The following is an 18,611-nucleotide window of genomic DNA, read 5'->3' on the forward strand; positions in this document are numbered from 1 at the left end:
TTTGTTATTTTTTAACTCTTAATAATCTCAAGGCATTAGCGGTAACAATCGCGGTGGTACCCGAATCGGCTAACACAGCTAACCAAAGTCCAGTTACGCCAAATAAGCTGGTGATTAAAAATATCAGCTTAATACCTAATGCAATAGTGATATTTTGTTTAATATTACGATTAGCAAAACGGGCTAGGCGTATTAATATTGGCAAACTTAATAAACTGTTTTTAGTCAGTGCTGCATCAGCAGTTTCAAGTGCAACATCAGTACCACTGCCCATAGCTATTCCGACAGTTGCAGCTTTCATTGCCGGGGAATCATTAATTCCATCACCAATCATCGCAATTGAAGTATTGCGTCCAATCTCCTCAATTTTTACTAATTTATCAGTTGGCAGTAACTCTGCACGATAATCGATGCCCAATTTACCTGCAATTGCTTTTGCTGCTCGTTGATTATCACCGGTTAACATTAAGGTTTGTAAACCAAGTTGTTTAAGTTCACCGATAGCTGGCAAAGCATCATTTCGTAGTACATCTTGTAAAGCAATAATTCCCAATAATCGTTGGTCAGTTGTGACGACTACTACAGTCTTACCATTATCTTCAAGTTGGTTGATCGTTTGCAGATCTTCAATACTTAGTGCGTTTGCTACTGTTTCAATCTTATTTGGTGACACGACAAAATAAGTTTGTTGATCAAGCTCTCCCTGAATGCCAACGCCAGCAATTGCCTTACGATTATTTGCTTCGTAAAAAGGGATCTGTTTTTGCCTCACATAATCAATTAAAGCTTTCGCAAGCGGATGATGTGATCCGCTTTCAATAGCCGCAACAATAGATAATAACTGTTCTATGGAACATTGATGGTTAATTACATCTGTTACTTGTGGTTTACCTTCGGTTAAGGTACCCGTCTTATCGAATGCCAGCATTTTGATTGAACCAATATGTTCAAGTGCGGCACCACCTTTTATCAATACCCCATATTTAGCCGCGCTAGATAAGGCAGAAGTAATAACTGCTGGTGTGGAGATGACTAATGCACAAGGACAACCAATTAATAATAATGTTAATCCTCGATAGATCCATGTATACCAGTCTGCACCCATCAATAATGGTGGAATTATTACCACTAATAAAGCAAATAGTGTAATGCCTGGAGTATAATAACGACTAAATTTATCAATAAACCGCTCAATTGGCGCTTTACGATCCTCTGCATCTTCAATTAATTGCAAAATGCGATCGACCGCATTTTGTCCTGATTCCGAAACTACCTTAAGTTGAATGGTATTATCTACCACTAACGAGCCAGCTAAAATTTTGTCACCACTTAAGTAATTAACTGGAATTGATTCACCAGTTAAAGCGCTCTCATCAATACTGGCTTGTTCACTAATCAAAACAACATCAGCAGGTAATCGTCCACCAGAGGAAATTTCGATTATATCATCAGGTTTTAATGTATGACTGGCAACGGTTTTTCTTTTACCATCAATGATAACCACTGTTTCATCAGGCATTAATTCTGCCAGTGACGAAATTCCTTTTTTGGCCTTACTAGTGGCGAAGCCTTCAAGCATTTCACCTATCATAAATAAAAAGATGACCATGGTGGCTTCTTCGGCGGCACCAATAAACAGTGCACCAATCGCCGAAATGCTCATTAAAGACTCAATAGCAAACGGTGTACCACTACGGGTTAACACCATAGCCTGTTTCAAAATTGGGATTATCCCAATAACAGCTGTTACTATAAACGCATACTCTCCAACTGTATGGTTCATCAACAAAATAAGATAACTAATAACAATTAATATGCCTAAAATACCTAACGGAATAAATGCTTTTTTATCAAAATTATGTGAATGCTCGTGGTGATGAACATGGTTAGGGGTTGATTCAAAAATTGGGGTATATCCCAATTCCGTGACTTTGTCTTCAATCATTTTTATTACTGCATCATCATGCTTAGGAACAAAAACAATTAACTTTTCAGTAGAAAAAATAATTTTGGTTTGATTTATATTAGGTAGTATTTTTACACCGTTTTCGATTTTACTTGCGCAATGTGCGCAATCCATACCCTGAATTTTCCAGGTAAGCTTAACATCTTGACTGGTCCGTTCAGGATCTTCGGGAGGATCTTCAATTTCACACTGTTGTGATGAATTATGATCATGCCCATCACAACAATGTCCTATAGCCTGTTCATGATTTGTTTCATGAGTATGTTGGGAATTATGTGTATGATTATGAGCAATATTATGACAATCTCCATGACAATGGTCGTGATTATTATGGTGAGTTTTGGTGGATTTGTTATTATATAACATAACGTTACCTCTTTTTGTGGATGATTTTGATTGTACACTCAAAAAAACAAAAAGAAATCTTTTTTAACTAAATTTGTAAAACATAATAAAGAAAATGGAATAGTAATTTTGAAATTTATTTACATATCTTAACAATTTTTTTAAAACTAAAATTGTAAAAAAAAATAAATTATTTATACTAACCAGTACAAAAAAAGGTATTTTTGTTAATTAACATGGATGTTCTCTAACCAAAGATTGGAATAATCATGAATTTTTGTTGTTGTCGAGATATTTTCTGTTGAAATTGTTTATGAATTTATTCAGGATTTGTCAATAAAATTGATTTAAATCAATTCGATTAAAGTAAAAATTTGCTAACTTATTGTTGATAAAGAGATTACTATCAATCTATTGGTTTCATGCATGGTTTAGTAAATACTAGATTAATTGAATAATAAAAAATAATTCAATTAATAATATATTTTCTGTAATTTACCCAGTTTATATATTATTTTAGTTTTACTAAACCATGTCGCTTACCTATTTATTCAATGATGATTAAGATACCGAAACTTTTTTGGTTCAAATTTTTTTATAGAAATAATGTTTAGAAATTTTTGAGGAAAGGGTTTTTAAGAGGATTAAAAATATTCATCTTTTGTCTTTTCTCGAATTAAAAATTAGGAACTCTTTTCAAAAAACTCGTTTGTTATCCTCAATTACTACAATTATTTAATCATCAAAGAAAAAGCCATTCCTATAGTAGTAAAGAAATCTAAACCTAAGTCATGAGGATTTAAACCTGCTGGTGATTTTGACTTAAGTGGTTATATGGCTGTTCAGTAACAATTGTTTTCTCTGCGTTTGATGGCAAACTTAATGGCATTGATCGTTTAATTTAATGGTGAAAAAATCATTAGCACAAATTTATTTTATTATTAATATTAACTATTGCTTGAATAATTAGCTACTGATCAAACTTAAGCCTATATTCACACTACTTTTAGGGATATAATTATCACACATTATCAAATTGTTAAGTTCCTATTATGACTTCTTCATCTCTTCGAAAATCGGGCGTAATTTTTGGCGCTTTTTTAGTGACTACATTTATTATTGGTGTGGCTGGTGCATTGCAATCACCCACCTTAAGTCGTTTCTTATCATTTGAAGTGGGTGCTGATCCTCGTTTGGTAGGTATCTTTTTCTCAATTAATGCATTAGCTAGTATTATCGGTAGTTATTTGTTAGCCAAATATTCAGACAACAAAGGTGACAGACGTAAGATTGTTATTTTTTGTTGCTTGATGGGATTAGCAAATAGTCTGATTTTTGCTTATTCACGTAACTATTATGTATTAATTACATTAGGCGTATTTTTTGCAGCGTTAGCTTCGGCTGCCATGCCACAAGTTTTTGCTATGGCGCGAGAATATGCTGAAAAAAGTGGCCGTAATGCTGTTGCATTTAATTCATTGATTAGAGCGCAATTATCTTTGGCATGGGTTATTGGTCCGCCATTATCATTTGGTTTAGCTATCCATTATGGTTTTACCTCAATGTATTTATGTGCGATGTCGATGTTTATCATATCCATGTTTGTAGTAGCAGTTTTTTTACCACCAGTAGAAAAGAAGTCAATCAGCTCACTTAGTCCTGGTCAGTTAGCTACCGCTAATCAATCAATTTTTACTAATCGTAATGTGATGTGTTTGCTACTTTCTACTATTTTTATGTGGACTGCTAATATGATGTATATTATCGATATGCCAATTTATGTTGAAAAGGTATTGCATCTTTCTGATTCATTACCTGGTGCGTTAATGGGGCTGGCTGCAGGGATTGAGATTCCAGTAATGATAATTGCTGGCTATATGGTGCCAGCATTAGGTAAGCGAAATCTGTTTTTTATCGCTATCATTTGCGGAATTTTATTTTATGTTGGTATGATTTTATTCACTGACCCAACCATGTTATATGTATTGCAGATTTTTAACGCACTATTTATTGGCATCGTTGCCAATATTGGTATTATCTATTTTCAAGACTTGTTACCAACTCGAATGGGGGTTGCTTCAACTTTATTTAATAATGGCATTATTTGTAGTGTTATTTTGGCTGGGATTATTCAAGGTTTTGCATCACAAGCATATGGTCATGAAATAATTTATTGGATTGGCTTAGTGATGGTTACTATTTCTTTTGTCTTTTGTGCATTGGTTAAGAAATAATTTCAAAAGCTTTATACTTATATTTTACGTCTTCCTGATTATTTAGCTAATCAAGGAAGACGCAATAATTCCATAAAACAAAAAGTTAAACGTTAAATGTAGCTTTTATTTGTTGATAAAAGTCGTAATCAGTACGTTCATAATGTAATGGCGTAATCGCGATATAGCCATTATTGGCTGCATCAAGCTCCTTATCATCATCAAGCACATTTTGATTGCGTTGTGCTCTAAACCAAAAATATTCATGACCTTCAGGATCTTGTGTTTCAGCAACTACAAATTTGCTAACATCAGCAGTCCCTTGCTTGGTGATTTTAATTCCTTTTATTTGCTCTGCTCGGCAATTAGGAAAATTAATATTAAAACAAGTATTCTTTGGTGTCGTTAGGGATAGCAATTGCCTTATTACTGACTCAGCAAGATGAGTTGAGCAATGCCAATCTGTTGGTATATTGTCCTCACTACTCACTTGACTCAATGCTATTGCTGGCACACCAAGTGTCATAGCCATCATTGCTGCGCCAACTGTTCCTGATAATACAGTTTCAAAGCCTAAGTTTGAACCATTGTTAATCCCAGATAGAACCAAATCTGGTAATTGTGCAGCCATTAATGATTTGATGGCAAATAACGAACAGTCAGCTGGTGTACCATAAACTGCATATTCTGTTTGGTTACGCTTTTGTACGCGAAATGGTGATTTCAAACTAACTGAACAAGAAACACCACTTTGATCGACAACTGGTGCAACTATCCAAACTTCGTTGGCAATATTTTCAGCAATACTCTTTAAAATTCGGATCCCAGGTGCATCAATTCCATCATCATTAACTAATAAAACTCGGTTGACTAATTTTTTCGACATACTTATTTCCTTTTTAATTTCCTTATTGAATAAATGTATTGCACTGATCAATTGCTCCACTATCAAAACCACGTTTAAACCAACTATAACGTTGTTTTGATGAACCATGAGTAAAACTATCAGGAATTATATAACCATTATTTTGCTGTTGTAAGCGATCATCGCCAATTGCTTGTACGGTATTTAGGGCTTGTTCGATATCACCCATTTCTAAAATATTCTGTTTTTGCATGGCATTTCCCCATAATCCAGCATAACAATCGGCTTGTAATTCAAGTTTGACTGATAACTGGTTATTGGTCTCGTTAGATTGATTTTGCCTTAATTGTTCAACCTTAGCAAAAATCCCAAGTAAGTTTTGTACATGATGTCCTACTTCGTGAGCAATCACGTAGCCTTGAGCAAAATCACCACCGCCTCCAAGGCGTTGTTTCATCTCTTGATAAAATGATAGATCAAGGTAAACCGTTTGATCGAGATTACAATAAAATGGCCCCATCATTGCTTGACCTGTGCCACAAGCAGTTCGAGTTGCACCACTATAAAGTACTAATTTAGGTGCAATATAGGTTTTACCTAATTGTTGAAACTCTTGACTCCAATAATCTTCAGTACTGGCCAAGATAATTGAGGTAAATTTAGTTGCATTATTATTTATAGAACTATTATCAACAGGCAATGTTGATGATATGGATGTGGTATCGTCTAAATCAATCAGATTGCTATTCAGTAAGCCAGTTAAATCAACGCCGTAATAACCAGCAACTAACACGACAATAAATAAAATAATTTTACCTTTACCACCAATTGGAATCCTTGTTCCAATATCACTTCCTGATTGTGAGCGGCGATCTTCAATGTTATCACTCTCTCTTTGGTTTCTCCAACGCATAGGGAATACCTCATCAGTTTAAGTTATATTATTTTAAAGGATTATAGATAAGGTTACTAGCAATAGACATCCATTACTTGATTAAAAAAGTAAATGATAAAATAGTATGATAAGAGCGTTATTTTTGCTGATTTTAGGTATATAATTTTGGTTATACTCTTTGGAGTATTATTCGTATAAACAAAACTAAATTTGCAATTATATGTGATTAAAGTTTTGTCTTAATTCTTTATCTAGTCACTTAGATAACTCTAATTATTTGTCAGTGTTACTTATTATACATTTTTACAACTTTACGATTTTATCTTTTTTACTGTATCAATCATTGTGATATGGTCTTCTATTAATAATAATCGTACACTTTCAACAAAAAGTAAGTCAAGTCGGGTAATGATAACTACTGCTGTTTGGCATAGTAGCTAATTAAAGTTAATTATTTGGATTTAAATCTTGATATTGATTAATTTAAAAGGCGGTATTTTATGGCAAAAGTGAATAAAACGAATAATAAACCGTTAGACATTACGGATATTCCCATTATTGATGATAATCAATTAAAAAAAGCGACTTGGGCATCGGCTTTTAGTAATGCTATTGAATGGTATGATTTTGGGGTTTACAGTTTTTTGGCTTATATTATCGGACAGATATTTTTTCCTCATGTATCTCCTAGTGTGCAAATTATTGCTGCATTATCCACTTTTTCGATTCCCTTTTTCATTCGCCCATTAGGTGGCATTATTTTTGGTTTAATTGGTGATAATATTGGCCGTCAAAAAGTGTTATCGATTAGTTTAGTGATAATGTCATTAAGTACGTTTGGTATTGGCCTTATTCCCACTTATGAAACTATTGGTGTTACCTCACCAGTTCTGTTATTAATTGTTAAATTAGCTCAAGGTTTCTCAATAGGTGGCGAATATTCAGGTTCAGCAACAGTTGTTGCTGAATATTCACCAGATCGTAAACGAGGTTTTATTGGTGGCTGGCTTGATTTTGGTTCAATGGTTGGATTTATTTTAGGGGCAGGTATAGTAGTATTTTTGTCTATGCTACTTAGTCAGTCGTCTTTGTACAGTTGGGGCTGGCGTATCCCATTTTTAATCGCTTTACCTTTAGGTATAATTAGCTTTATATTGCATCATATCTCAGAAGAACCCCCAACTTTTCAACAGCACCTTGAGGCTAGGCAATCAGCTGACATAGCTGAAACATCATCAACTACTGCGCTAAAACAAATTATTAGCCAATATTGGCGACATATCTTAATTTGTGCTGGATTGATCATTGTGACTAATGTGTCTTTTTACTTATTATTAACTTATATGCCAAGCTATTTAGCACATAACCTAAATTATGATACTGAGCACGGCTTGCTAATTATTATCGCTATTATGGTTGGGATGTTAATTATTCAACCCATAATTGGCTTATTAAGTGACAAAATAGGTCGCAAGCCCTTTATATTGATTGGTAGTATTGGCTTACTTCTTTTATCTTATCCAGCATTTGTGTTAATTAATAGCCAACATATTCCACTCGTCTTTTTAGGAGTATTTGTTTTAGCGTTATTCATAAACTGTTTTACTGGAATTATCACTTCAATATTGCCGGCAATGTTTCCAACTAATATTCGCTATAGTGCCATTGCCAGTATTTTTAATATTGCGATTATTGTTGCAGGGTTAACACCAACACTAGTGGCATGGTTAGTTGAATCAACCGGCAATTTATTTATGCCAGCTTATTACTTAATGATGATAGGTTTTATTGGTGTTATTACTGGTCTTGCAATGCACGAAACAGCTAAAAAACCATTGCACGGTACGACTCCAACTGCGGCTGATCGCTATGAAGCCAAAGCTCTCTTATCTGAACATTTTGATTCTATTGAAGATGAAGTAGAAGATATTGATCAACAGATCGAAAAACTACAAAATAAAAGACAAGAACTGGTTGATCAACATCCAAAATTGGATTAGAAAGTATTACTTCAACAAAAATATAAAGATATGCAAAATTTTTTATTTACTTAATTATTCTGGTTGATTAGGAATTTGCAGAAATAAAATGCTTTATTCCTATAAATGTGCGATTTTATATTTTCTATAATGCAATCGGATACAGCTAATGGGTCCTGTTAGTGCAAAATTTATCTACTGACTTTTGCACTTTAGTGCTTGTTAATATTAAGTTAATATAAAAAATTAAAAACTGGATGATTCAATAATATGGAATACAGGGCTATTAAAACTAAAGAGATAGGTATTATTTATGGCAGAGATGCTATTTATTTGGATGAATTTAGACAGATATTTGGTACAGAATATTGTTGTATTATTAAAGGTGAATTTAGCTCCTCATTGACGGGTATAAATTCTGACAAACATTTTATTCCATATATTTTTTCTTTTTCTGGTGTTATTTATTATCAGTGTTGCGAATTAGATCTTTATATAAATGAAAAAAAATTAGATTCATCTTTTGATTTAGTTTGTAATTCTAGTTTAATTCAAGAGTTAAAAAACGGCAGCATATCCTCTAAGATAAGCGAAGATCATAAACACTATGTATTACAAACATATGATTATGTTTTTGATATTATTGCAAAAGATTATAAACTCGTTATTGAAAATGAATAATTGAATTTTATTAAGATGAAATTGAAAGTGATTGCATGTTGTATTCGCTTTGTAAAGCATTTCGGATTATAAGATAAACTACGTTGTTCTAGTATTTTTTATACTTGATTTTTGATTCTATAATTTAGCGTTAAGATCCATTTACTAATAAAATGGATCTCTTATTAAATTGTAGATAGTGGTCGTCATTGGTGGCAAACTATTTTTTAACAGATTAAAACAGCGAATCTTTATGCCAAATATAATGATCTATAGGTAGCCATTGTTCCTTTTGTAGGTGATACCAAACTGTTAAATTTTCTACAGCATTAATTTGCCAAGTTATTTCGGTTATTTTAATTTTCCCCTGTTTAATTTCGTCTTGTTTGAAAATATTAAGCAGCCCTATCCTAAATTCTGTTATTAGACCTTGAGTAGTTCCTAAAATATATGTTTCTTTTTTATAGGAAGGAAATTTCTCTAGTGCATCATCTAAGGATAAATTTTTCACCATTTCATAAGAAATATATTGAGATTGAGTATTTTTTTCTGGCACTACTGATGTTTCTTTAATAGGATTTACATCAATAGTTTTTTGTTCGGCAATTGCAGACTTACTACTATAAAATAGAAAAAAGAAAATAATCAATAAATAAAGTTTTTTCATCATATTATTATAAAATTTAGTTATTATATTCCCAACCATTCAATATTTATTTTAAATTTTAATATATTAAATAGTTAATGTACAAAGAATTAAATCTGAGTTAATCTTCTTATCCTTTTCAAATTTTTATCTTCAGCAATATCTATAATTGCTTCTTCTCTATCTATATTAGAATCTAAGGCTTTTTTCTATCAATATAAATCTGCGTTTAACTTTTTACTTTTAGGTGTGCTTGTTTCAACAGTTTGTTTGTGGAAAGTTACTTAATACATTGAAGTAATTCGTTGTTGACCGTCTAATAACGATAATGTCGATTCAATTTTTTCTTCTTCAGGTGTTTCTTCAATTATTCGGAGTTTAAATCCTACTTGTCCACCGATATATAAGGTCATTAAAGCACCGATACGAAACGAACGAGATATTGAAGCGATTAAACTATATTTTTTAATTATGAAGTTATGAAATCTATAATACAACAATGTTTAAATTATCTGCATAACCTATATAATATAATTGGAAAAATTAAATGATTTTTCTAATGAAATACAATCTAAAATTATCTAATTTATATGCAAATTTTATACTTTGTTGTATGCTTATTTTCAGTCATCACTTAAGAATATAGTGACAAAGGAATGTTAAATTTGAAAAGTGTTTTTTTATTTCTCATGCTATTTTTGCTGACGATCACAGATAGCTATGCAGCTGTAGTATCAACAAGATTTTATACTATTAGGGGCAATAGTGAACAGGTATTTTTCTTTATTTTTTCTGAATTTTTAATCATATTATTTGTTATTATGATTAGTATTGTTGGCGTTATTGAAAATCGAATACAAAATAAAAATATTAGAAAGCCAAAGAAACCGAAAAAAATATTCAAAACAGATGTACCATTAATAAAATCAGTTCAAGAATTTAAAAAACTAAAAAAGAATAGTAACCAACACCGTATATTTGCTTTTTTAGGAAAGTATTTTTATCGACTAAAAGAATTTTTTAGCAAAAAAAGTTGAGGAACGCTATTTTTAAAACTCAAAAATGTATGCATTGTTCAATAAAACTTTAATCTTCATTCTTTATACCACCTCTATACACTAATAATTATCTTTTATTTTTATTCCTTTTAGCTTTTTGTGTCAGTTTTGTTCTTTCTCTCTGTAAAGTGTAATGTGCTCTTTTCAACAAATTTAATTGGTTATAATATGATCAGGAAGAGTTGAATATTTGTCTAATTCTAATTTAAATAAGGGAACCAAAATGACAGTGAATAATAGTACATCAGGCCTTGTTGAAAAGTTAAAAAGTATTGTTGGCGATAAATATACCTTAACTGATCCAAGTCGTACTTTACCTTATCGCCAAGGTGCGCGTTTTGGCCTAGGGGATGCATTAGCGGTGGTTATACCTGGCACACTATTAGAGCAGTGGCAAGTTTTAAAAGCTTGTGTTGAAGCTGATGTTATTGTAATAACTCAATCAGCTAACACTGGTTTAACAGGTGGTTCAACGCCAGATGGTAATGATTATGATAGACCGATAGTTATTGTAAGTACCCGTCGATTAGATGGTATTCAAGTAATTGAAAATGGCGATCAGGTTGTCTGTTTGCCGGGTAGTACGTTATTTCATTTAGAAAAAGAACTAAAAAAATATCATCGTGGACCACATTCAGTGATTGGCTCGTCTTGTATTGGTGCTTCAGTATTAGGTGGCGTTTGTAATAATTCGGGTGGTGCGTTAATTCAACGGGGGCCAGCTTATACTCAAATGGCAGTATTTGCTCAATTGGACGAGCAAGGGCAGTTACATTTGGTTAATCATTTAGGTATTGAGTTAGGCGATACGCCTGAAGATATTTTACAAAATCTACAAAATCGTGTTTATACCGATAAAGATGTTAACCCGAACGCAGGTTTAGGGCATGATCACCATTATTGTGATCATGTGCGACAAATCGATGCTGATACGCCGGCTCGATATAATGCAGATCCAGCTCGTCACTACGAAGCGTCAGGTAGTGCAGGGCGGTTAATGGTATTTGCGGTGCGATTAGATACGTTTCCATTAGAAGAAAATACTGCAGTGTTTTATATTGGCACGAATAATACCAATGAACTGGATGATATTCGTCGTCATATTTTAGGACAATTTAAAAATTTACCAGTATCTGGTGAGTATATTCATCGAGATGCGTTTGATATAGCTGCAGTATATGGTAAACATCTATTTTTAGCGATCCAAAAATTGGGCACCGATAACATACCTCGCATGTATGCTTTGAAGAATTTTGTTGATCGAATAATGAGTAAAATTCCCTTCATTTCGGGCAGTTTTTCCGATAAATTTGCCGTGACTGTTTGTAAATTGTGGCCAAATCATTTGCCAAAATCGATGCGTGATTATCGTGATCGTTATGAACATCATTTGATTTTAAAAATGTCTGATGGAGGCATAGCTGAAGCTGAGGCATTTTTGCAGGACTATTTTGCTACCAGTTCAACGGAAAAACGTAATGGCAGTTATTTTCGTTGTAATGATAAAGAGGCAGAAGCCGCAATGTTGCACCGTTTTGCCGTTGCTGGTGCGGCGACAGTTTATCGTAATGTGCATACTAAAACGGTTGAGGATTTAGTCGCGTTAGATATCGCTTTACGACGTAATGATAAAGATTGGTTCGAAACCTTGCCTGAAAGCATTAGTCAGCATTTTATTCATAAGTTATATTATGGTCATTTTTTCTGTTCAGTGTTCCATCAAGACTATTTGGCAAAAAAAGGTACTGACTGTGCTAAAGTGGAAGAGGAGATGTTGGTGATACTTGATCAGCGTGGAGCGCAATATCCAGCTGAACATAATGTTGGCCATTTGTATCATGCTAATTCAGATTTGAAAAACTTTTACCATGAGTTAGATCCAACTAATAGTTTCAATCCAGGTATTGGTAAAACCTCCAAGAAGAAATTTTGGAAATAATTCAAACCAAAATTCTAAAATTATCACCGCCACTATTAATTTAATGGCGGTTTTTGATTAATTTACTATTATTGTTGATTAGTTAAAGTAATTTTTTTAATTGGTAAATGGTTTCTAACGCTTGTTTTGGTGTTAGTGCATCAGGATCGATCTGTTGTAGGGCTAGTTCGACTTCTGATGGTTCTGCATCGCCAATAAAGGTAAGTTGTGAGCTTTCAACATAGCTATTAGCTGATTGTTTAGAAATGACTTCTAGCTCTTTTAGTTTTTGTTTGGCGCGTTTTAAGATGGTTTTAGGTACTCCTGCAAGTCCTGCTACCGCTATACCGAAACTCTTGCTTGCAGCACCTTCTGAGACTTCATGAATAAAGGCGACAGTATTATCATGTTCTATTGCATCAAAATGGATGTTATAAACACCTTGCATCTGTTCTGGCAATTGAGTTAGTTCAAAATAGTGGGTAGCAAATAGAGTCATTGCTTTGATTTGGTTAGCCAAATTTTCAGCACATGCCCATGCTAGTGACAGACCATCATAAGTTGACGTTCCACGCCCAATTTCGTCCATTAAAACTAAACTATTTGGTGTCGCATTATGCATAATATTAGCGGTTTCAGTCATTTCCACCATAAAGGTTGAACGTCCCGAAGCTAAGTCATCGGAAGCACCAATCCGTGTAAAAATACGATCAACAGGACCAATGATTGCTTTAGAGGCAGGAACGAAACTACCAATATAAGCAAGTAGAATGATTAATGCAGCTTGACGCATATAGGTACTTTTACCACCCATGTTTGGACCAGTTATAATTAGCATTCTTCTATTTGGTGATAATGATAATGAGTTGGCAATAAATGGCTTTTGTAATACCTGTTCTATTACAATGTGTCGGCCATCTTTGATTTCAATACCTGCTTGATTGGTTAAGGTTGGACAATAATAATTAAGCGTCAAGGCTCTTTCAGCAAGGTTGGTTAGTACATCAAGTTCCGCAATTGCATCAGCACTGATTTGCATATCAGCTAATGATGGCATCAGTTGATCGAATAGTTGTTCATAAAGTTGTTTTTCTAGAGCTAAAGCTCGACCTTTAGATGTTAAGACTTTATCTTCATACTCTTTTAACTCAGGAATAATATAGCGTTCGACATTTTTTAGTGTTTGTCTTCGGGTATAATGGATTGGTGCTAAATGACTTTGGCCACGGCTAATTTGGATATAATAACCATGAACCGCATTAAAACCAACTTTCAATGTATCAATGCCTAAAGTTTCACGCTCGCGAATTTCGAGCTGTTCTAAATAGTTGGTTGCACCATCGGCTAGATCACGCAGTTCGTCCAACACTTGATTGTAACCGCTAGCAATGACACCTCCATCACGAATAATTACTGGTGGTGATTCAATAATTGCTCGATTTAATAGATCGGCTATTTGATCAAATTGATTGATTTTAGCTCGCAATGCAATGAGTGCCGGTGCCTTAAGTTCAGACAATGATTGCTGAAGTTGTGGTAAAAGGTTGTAGGCATCACGTAATCGAGCAAAATCACGCGGACGTGCACTTCTTAATGCTAATCTTGCCAAAATTCGTTCAAGATCACCGATTTGTTTTAATAACGGTTGTAAATCGATAATATTATTTTGTAATTCACTTATTGCTTGTTGCCGATTGTGTAAGATAGATAGATTGCGTATTGGTGAATGCAACCATCTTTTGAGCATTCGACTACCCATAGCGGTTTGGGTTTTATCTAAAATGTCGGCAACGGTATGTTCAGTGCCACCCGATAAATTTTCAGTAATTTCTAAGTTTTTTCTGGTAGCTGCATCTAAGACTACAAAATCAACAGGCGATTCTTTAATTATTGATCGAATATGAGGCATAGCTGTGCGTTGGGTATCTTTGACATATTGCAATAAGCAACCTGCTGCACATAATGCATAATGACAATTCTCAACTCCGTAACCAACTAAATCATTAGTACCAAATTGTAAATTAAGTTGTTGTTTTGCCGTTTCAAGATCGAAATCCCATATAGGTCTTCGCCTTAAACCATGACGATGTTCAATCAAAGACAGCGATTCGAAATTTTCTGGATAGAGTAATTCGACAGGCGCGGTTCGTTGTAATTCTGCTTGTATTGCTTCGGGATTATCACATTCAAATACAAAGAAACGGCCAGAACTCATGTCTAAAGTTGCATAACCAAAGTGTTCTTTTTGTTGCCAAATACAAGCAAGTAAATTGTCTTTGCGATCTTCTAACAATAATTCATCACTAACAGTACCGGGAGTAACAATACGAACAATTTTACGTTCAACAGGTCCTTTACTTGTTGCAGGATCACCAATTTGTTCGCAAATTGCGACTGATTCACCAAGTGAAATGAGTTTGGCTAAATAACTTTCAACCGCATGGTAAGGTACTCCGGCCATCGGAATAGGTTGACCATTAGATGAGCCTCGTTTGGTTAGTGAAATATCCAAGAGCTGTGAACCACGTTTAGCATCTTCATAAAACATCTCATAAAAATCCCCCATACGATAAAATAGCAAAATATCAGGATTTTCAGCTTTCAACTTTAGATACTGGCGCATCATTGGTGTGTGGTCGGTAAAATCTTGGTTATCAGTCATAGTGTTATTTCTTTAATGTTTAAAATTCAATTTATCAAATCTATTACAATTTCAACTTCTATCGCAGAATCCCATAGTCAGACAGCCAAATGGCTTATGATAGTAAAATTTTGTAACTAAGCTAAGCTAGCATAAATTATTGCTAGAATAATATATATTAGGTTTATGGTCGATAAAATCTTCGCTATGAAATTGTTACTTAATTTGAAGCGGTATCATTCTTATAATCCAACTTATTATAACGAATTATTTTTACTTAATGCAGTGGTTATTTTTATGCTGAGAGTAAAAATTTTCATTACATTAATTATTTGATTTTATTTAATATTGTCCATAATTTCTTTTATGGTTAAAAACTATTTGATTAATTCGTGCCTAATTATGTGTAATGGTCTTGAATAAGCCCCCAAAATTTGGTAGTTTACTGCAAGTTATTTTTATCATTTAAAACAAAAAGAAGGTAATTGTTATGACAATCAAAGTAGGTATTAATGGTTTTGGCCGTATCGGTCGTATTGTTTTCCGTGCTGCTCAAAAACGCTCTGACATCGAAATCGTTGCTATCAATGATTTATTAGACGTTGATTATATGGCTTATATGCTTAAATATGATTCAACTCACGGTCGTTTTGATGGTACTGTTGAAGTTAAAGACGGTAAATTAATCGTTAACGGTAAAACAATCCGCGTTACTGCTGAAAGAGATCCTGCGAACTTAAAATGGAATGAAGTAGGTGTTGATGTTGTAGCTGAAGCAACTGGTTTATTCTTAACTGATGAAACTGCTCGTAAACACATCCAAGCTGGTGCTAAAAAAGTTGTTTTAACTGGCCCATCTAAAGACAATACTCCAATGTTTGTTATGGGTGTTAATGATAAAGAATATGCAGGTCAAGATATCGTTTCTAATGCTTCTTGTACTACTAACTGTTTAGCGCCTTTAGCTAAAGTAGTTAATGATAACTTCGGTATCGTTGAAGCGTTAATGACTACTGTTCACGCAACTACAGCAACTCAAAAAACTGTTGACGGTCCATCTCACAAAGATTGGCGTGGTGGTCGTGGTGCTGCTCAAAACATCATCCCATCATCAACTGGTGCAGCTAAAGCTGTAGGTAAAGTTATTCCTGAATTAAATGGTAAATTAACTGGTATGGCTTTCCGTGTTCCAACTCCTGACGTTTCTGTTGTTGACTTAACTGCACGTTTAGAAAAACCAGCTAAATACGAAGACATCTGTAAAGCTATCAAAGCAGCAGCAGAAGGTCCAATGAAAGGCGTTCTTGGTTATACTGAAGATGACGTTGTGTCTACAGATTTCTTAGGTGAAGTTTGTACTTCTGTATTTGATGCTAAAGCTGGTATCCAATTAAGTGACAACTTTGTTAAATTAGTTTCTTGGTATGATAACGAAGTTGGTTACTCAAACAAAGTATTAGACTTAATTGCAGTTGTTGCTAAATAATTAGAAGCAGTTGTAATTGCAAAAAAGCGACCTTGTGTCGCTTTTTTTAATTCTAGAAAGGGAAATTATATTCTACCTTAATAAAAAAAACGCCTATTTCGAGAAATAGGCGTTTTGTTTTTATTATTTAATTAAAGTTTAATTAGATAACAACTACTTCAGCCGCTGCTGGTCCACGAGGGCTATCTTGGATAGCAAATTCGACTTGTTGTCCTTCAGCTAAGGTTTTAAAGCCATCACCAGAGATTGCAGAAAAATGTACGAATACATCTTTGCTGCCATCGGCTGGAGTGATAAAACCGAAACCTTTACTTTCGTTGAACCATTTTACTTGGCCTGTTTTTTTATTCATTTACTAGACATCCTAACAATAATTAATAATTTGCCTTATCGGCAGTTTAGGCATTAACTAAACATTAATACACCCACTCATAAACTAATCTAACTAGTCTGGAACTAAATTAGAAAGTTAATCGTTTTCATAAAAATGCTTCTTGTTGTTAGCCCGTTACTATTACCTCACAATTTAAAATCGAAAGCAAGATGTTAATGACAATTTTTTCATCTTAGTGCGCGGTTTTATATAAAATTTTTATATTAAATTGTGTAATTTGATAAATGACAAATTGTAGTGGTGCTAAGTTATTGAAGTTATTTCGAAAGTAAAAAAAAGTTTAAAAACTGAATCATAAAAAATTTTTCTTATGACTCAGTAGAAATGATTACTTTTTTGAATAATTTAGGTAGGATTACTTCTGTTTGGCTCTTTCAAAAGATTCAATTATTTCTTTACGAGCGGCTTCAGCATTATCCCAACCATCAACTTTTACCCATTTACCTTTTTCTAGTGCTTTGTATTGTTCAAAGAAGTGTTTGATTTGTGATTTTAATAATTCAGGTAAATCGTCTACATCTTTAATATGGTCATATTCTTTTGATAGTTTAGTATGCGGTACTGCAACTAGTTTAGCATCAGAACCTGCTTCATCAGTCATTTTCAAAACACCAACTGGACGACAACGAATTACAGAACCTGGTTGTAATGGGTATGGAGTTGGAACTAATACGTCAACTGGATCTCCATCAAGTGATAAAGTGTGATTAATATAACCGTAATTACATGGATAAAACATTGCAGTTGCCATAAATCTATCAACAAATACTGCACCTGTATCTTTATCGACTTCATATTTAATTGGGTCAGCATTCGCTGGGATTTCAATCACAACATAGATGTCATCAGGTAATTCTTTACCGGCTGGTACGTTTAATAGTCCCATTTTTGTATCCTCTATCTTTTATTAGTTAGTAGTGTTTAATCATAAATATAAAGCGAACATTATAAAAACTTACTCTGTTTCGCTCAATTCTTTTAAATATTGAAAAATTTGTCTGGCTGTTTTTGGCGGTTTATTTGCAGCTAGTTCTTTTTTAGCTGAACGCGCAAGTGTGCGTAATTGCTGTCTATCTGCGGTAGGAAATAACTCCATAATTGATTCAGCATCGCCAGTTTCGATCAATTCATCACGTAGTTTCTCTAATCGGTGAAACATGGCAACTTGCTGATTATGACGATTTTTGAGTTTATCCAATGCTTGTGTAATCGGTTCAATATCACGATTTCTAAGTAATTTACCTATGTATTGAATTTGTCGACGATAGCCTTCTTTTTTTATTTTTTGAGCTAATTCAATAGCATATAATAAGTCTTCATCAAGTGGGATTTTACTTATTTCATTTTTGCTTAAATTGACAAGTTCGACACCTAATTTTTTAAGCACCTCGGCATCTCTTTTGATTTCACTTTTACTAACGTAAATAATTTCATCATCTTCTTGATTTATATTGAAGTCGGGTTCTAGATTTGGCTCTTGATTGTTATTCATGCTATTTCTTTTGTTAACTAAAATTAAATTCTGGCATATTATAACGTATCACT

General features: G+C 33.6%; 15 protein-coding genes. 6 read left to right on the forward strand and 9 right to left on the reverse strand.

The window, feature by feature from the left end; translation table 11 throughout:
• Positions 1 to 4 precede the first annotated feature (4 nt).
• Entirely contained in the window at positions 5 to 2,332 is a 2,328-nt protein-coding gene (locus RAM17_RS05065) for a zinc/cadmium/mercury/lead-transporting ATPase (RefSeq protein WP_110448258.1), read from the reverse strand.
• 1,031 nt (positions 2,333 to 3,363) lie between these two features.
• On the opposite strand from RAM17_RS05065, the gene RAM17_RS05070 reads away from it, so the two are divergent.
• On the forward strand, positions 3,364 to 4,545 hold the full coding sequence (locus RAM17_RS05070; protein WP_110448257.1) for a sugar efflux transporter: 1,182 nt from the start codon (positions 3,364 to 3,366) through the stop codon (positions 4,543 to 4,545).
• An 85-nt stretch (positions 4,546 to 4,630) separates the two neighbouring features.
• Here the strand turns inward: RAM17_RS05070 and surE are convergent, their stop codons facing one another.
• Both surE and ypfJ read right to left on the reverse strand, forming a co-directional pair.
• On the reverse strand, positions 4,631 to 5,410 hold the full coding sequence (gene surE / locus RAM17_RS05075; protein ID WP_181414685.1) for a 5'/3'-nucleotidase SurE: 780 nt from the start codon (positions 5,408 to 5,410) through the stop codon (positions 4,631 to 4,633).
• 22 nt (positions 5,411 to 5,432) lie between these two features.
• Entirely contained in the window at positions 5,433 to 6,302 is an 870-nt protein-coding gene (gene ypfJ, locus RAM17_RS05080) for a KPN_02809 family neutral zinc metallopeptidase (RefSeq protein WP_110448255.1), read from the reverse strand.
• 482 nt (positions 6,303 to 6,784) lie between these two features.
• On the opposite strand from ypfJ, the gene proP reads away from it, so the two are divergent.
• Together proP and RAM17_RS05090 are read left to right on the forward strand one after the other, a co-directional pair.
• A complete protein-coding gene (gene proP / locus RAM17_RS05085) occupies positions 6,785 to 8,284 on the forward strand; it encodes a glycine betaine/L-proline transporter ProP (RefSeq protein WP_110448254.1) in 1,500 nt (499 codons plus the stop codon).
• 249 nt (positions 8,285 to 8,533) lie between these two features.
• Complete coding sequence (locus RAM17_RS05090) at positions 8,534 to 8,944, forward strand: hypothetical protein (RefSeq protein WP_110448253.1); 411 nt, start codon at positions 8,534 to 8,536, stop codon at positions 8,942 to 8,944.
• A gap of 214 nt (positions 8,945 to 9,158) precedes the next feature.
• Here RAM17_RS05090 and RAM17_RS05095 read toward each other — a convergent pair whose 3' ends face one another.
• Together RAM17_RS05095 and RAM17_RS05100 are read right to left on the reverse strand one after the other, a co-directional pair.
• Complete coding sequence (locus tag RAM17_RS05095) at positions 9,159 to 9,629, reverse strand: hypothetical protein (protein ID WP_146208342.1); 471 nt, start codon at positions 9,627 to 9,629, stop codon at positions 9,159 to 9,161.
• A 224-nt stretch (positions 9,630 to 9,853) separates the two neighbouring features.
• Positions 9,854 to 9,982 (reverse strand): hypothetical protein, encoded by a 129-nt coding sequence (locus RAM17_RS05100; RefSeq protein WP_258334370.1) that lies wholly within the window; start codon positions 9,980 to 9,982, stop codon positions 9,854 to 9,856.
• 252 nt (positions 9,983 to 10,234) lie between these two features.
• Here RAM17_RS05100 and RAM17_RS05105 point away from each other — a divergent pair, with 252 nt between their 5' ends.
• The gene (locus RAM17_RS05105; RefSeq protein WP_146208341.1) at positions 10,235 to 10,606 is read left to right on the forward strand and encodes a hypothetical protein; all 372 of its coding nucleotides are present in this window, start codon (positions 10,235 to 10,237) and stop codon (positions 10,604 to 10,606) included.
• 244 nt (positions 10,607 to 10,850) lie between these two features.
• Positions 10,851 to 12,566 (forward strand): D-lactate dehydrogenase, encoded by a 1,716-nt coding sequence (dld, locus tag RAM17_RS05110; protein WP_110448250.1) that lies wholly within the window; start codon positions 10,851 to 10,853, stop codon positions 12,564 to 12,566.
• A gap of 82 nt (positions 12,567 to 12,648) precedes the next feature.
• Here dld and mutS read toward each other — a convergent pair whose 3' ends face one another.
• Complete coding sequence (gene mutS / locus RAM17_RS05115; protein ID WP_110448249.1) at positions 12,649 to 15,207, reverse strand: DNA mismatch repair protein MutS; 2,559 nt, start codon at positions 15,205 to 15,207, stop codon at positions 12,649 to 12,651.
• 469 nt (positions 15,208 to 15,676) lie between these two features.
• On the opposite strand from mutS, the gene gapA reads away from it, so the two are divergent.
• On the forward strand, positions 15,677 to 16,672 hold the full coding sequence (gapA, locus tag RAM17_RS05120; RefSeq protein WP_086363477.1) for a glyceraldehyde-3-phosphate dehydrogenase: 996 nt from the start codon (positions 15,677 to 15,679) through the stop codon (positions 16,670 to 16,672).
• A gap of 142 nt (positions 16,673 to 16,814) precedes the next feature.
• Here the strand turns inward: gapA and cspE are convergent, their stop codons facing one another.
• From cspE to yjgA, 3 genes are all read right to left on the reverse strand, one after another.
• Positions 16,815 to 17,024 (reverse strand): transcription antiterminator/RNA stability regulator CspE, encoded by a 210-nt coding sequence (gene cspE / locus RAM17_RS05125; protein ID WP_025315032.1) that lies wholly within the window; start codon positions 17,022 to 17,024, stop codon positions 16,815 to 16,817.
• Between the two features lie 397 nt (positions 17,025 to 17,421).
• Complete coding sequence (gene ppa / locus RAM17_RS05130; protein WP_065578025.1) at positions 17,422 to 17,952, reverse strand: inorganic diphosphatase; 531 nt, start codon at positions 17,950 to 17,952, stop codon at positions 17,422 to 17,424.
• Between the two features lie 69 nt (positions 17,953 to 18,021).
• Positions 18,022 to 18,558 (reverse strand): ribosome biogenesis factor YjgA, encoded by a 537-nt coding sequence (yjgA, locus tag RAM17_RS05135; protein WP_110448248.1) that lies wholly within the window; start codon positions 18,556 to 18,558, stop codon positions 18,022 to 18,024.
• Positions 18,559 to 18,611 lie beyond the last annotated feature (53 nt).

The sequence above is a fragment of the Gilliamella apis genome (assembly GCF_030758615.1).
Lineage (GTDB): Bacteria > Pseudomonadota > Gammaproteobacteria > Enterobacterales > Orbaceae > Gilliamella > Gilliamella apis_A.